This window comes from Sulfurovum sp. bin170 (assembly GCF_010892395.1).
In the GTDB taxonomy this organism is placed as follows: domain Bacteria; phylum Campylobacterota; class Campylobacteria; order Campylobacterales; family Sulfurovaceae; genus UBA1140.
The window spans coordinates 1-1,814 of the sequence record NZ_JAACKB010000191.1 but is presented as its reverse complement, the minus strand read 5'-3'; the positions used below and the strand labels follow the sequence as shown (position 1 = coordinate 1,814).

Genomic DNA, 1,814 nt, shown 5'->3' with positions numbered 1-1,814 from the left:
TCAAACTGCTGGAACTTCTTTTTGAGTTCATGATGGGTGATGGCATGATAGAGTGTGGATGAGCCATAAAGAATGATCAAGGTCGTACCAAAAAGAACACTGGCAAAGACAGAGAGAGCTGAACCACTCTGTGAAGAGTATGCAACCATAATCGTCAAAGCTGCAATGCTAAGAGCAAGTCCAATACCATGTGTTATGGCATGCCATATCTCTTCTGTGAGTGAAAAATCGTTTACACTATTGCTCATCTTTTCCCTTTTATGCTTCTACGTTTAGATCGTCTATTCTCTTTTATAAAAGAGATATAAAGCAGGTACATGTAAGAACTCAGCAACAATATAACTGCGATGACACGTACAAAACCTGATATCAACCAATCATACTCCAAAACTCCTAACTGAGAGAAAATATACCAAAAGTCATGAATAGCGCTGCCACCTAAAAAAAATGGATAAAGGTTTGGTGTTTGTGAATATGACATATACCAAGAGACATAGACTAGATTCTGCGCCAGCCAGATAGCACCGAGACCAGCTAAAACCCTGTTTTCTCTTTTATAATAGTAGTAGATAAAGATGATAGGCAGTGCAAGTTGAAAAAGTGTTCCATTCAAAGAGGTGAAGAGCTGAGGGCAAGGTAGAAGATAACAGATCCCATGGCCTGCCTCATGAACGATCATATTCGCACCATTTATCAGGTTATGAAATGATAACATCACCCCATCAAAATCAAGATGGATCACTTTTCGATGAATACTGGCGACATAGCTGTCATTGTATTTACTTAACCATATAATATAGGGCATCAGCAGAAGCAGACCAATACGAACAGCCAGATCATTAGGCTTGGTAATACTCCCACTCTTTTGTGTTTTGGAGCGTTCAAGCATCTCTTCAGCGGTAAGGTTCTGCCAGTCGTTATCTTTTTTCAATACGGTTTTAGGCTTTCTACTTTACCGGATGAGTAATGCATTACAATATTACCCGGTGTTGTGTATTCACATACCCAGACTTGAGAGTGGTCATCGCAAGCCATCGCGGCACAACCCAGTTTTGTCGTTGTGTTCCAAATAACCTGAGTATAGTGCCCACACATCTGACCATCTTCACAACTGTTTGTCGCATAATCATACCACTGCACTTCATCATACCAGGCTTGTACAACAGCTTTCTCTTTCACCTTTTTAAGCTTACTGTGCCAGATCCAATTACCCTTGGCATCTTTTGCATTAGCACTTTTAACAGCACTTGCCCAAAAGAGGTTCTCACCCGTCTCACCGACTTTTCCATGAGAGTGCACCATACCGCAACCATCTTTTTGAAGTTTAGCTGCCCACTTTTGTGCCGCATTTTCTAGACTTTCAGAGTATTTTAGTGCCGGTGAACCATACTTTTTACGCAGGTCATTATGAGCCTTTGTAATAGCCTCAGCATTGACTTTTATCTCTTGTGCATATATATAGGTAGCTAAAAGCAATAATATAAGGGTAACCCTCATCATAATATTCTCCTAAATCTGACTGATAGCATCATATGCCGTATCCATCATAACATCTATTTCTTCTTTAGTGATGATATATGGCGGCATGAAATAGACAATGTGACCAAGAGGACGAAGAAGAACACCATGATCCAATCCATATTGATAAACCTTAAGACCTATTCTCTCACTTGCATCATAACCTTTAAGCTCAATTGCCGCTACCATTCCACATTGACGGACCTCTTTGACATTGGCTAAATCCTCAAATTTTTTCAATTTTGAGGCAATATATTTTGATGTTTCTTGGTTCTTAACTATAATATTTTCTGATT

4 protein-coding genes are annotated in these 1,814 nt (G+C 39.5%); all 4 read right to left on the bottom strand.

Annotation, left to right across the window (positions count from 1 at the left end; translation table 11 throughout):
- Positions 1-248: hemolysin III family protein (locus tag GSY74_RS04510; protein WP_188108696.1), on the bottom strand; the 248-nt coding region annotated here is incomplete at its 3' end.
- Positions 245-931 (bottom strand): hypothetical protein, encoded by a 687-nt coding sequence (locus GSY74_RS04505; protein WP_164663914.1) that lies wholly within the window; start codon positions 929-931, stop codon positions 245-247. The genes GSY74_RS04510 and GSY74_RS04505, both read right to left, overlap by 4 nt.
- Entirely contained in the window at positions 928-1,500 is a 573-nt protein-coding gene (locus tag GSY74_RS04500) for a CAP domain-containing protein (protein WP_164663913.1), read from the bottom strand. The genes GSY74_RS04505 and GSY74_RS04500 overlap by 4 nt, the downstream gene beginning before the upstream one ends.
- A 9-nt stretch (positions 1,501-1,509) precedes the next feature.
- A partial coding sequence (locus GSY74_RS04495; protein WP_164663912.1) for an aminotransferase class III-fold pyridoxal phosphate-dependent enzyme occupies positions 1,510-1,814 on the bottom strand: 305 nt, incomplete at its 5' end.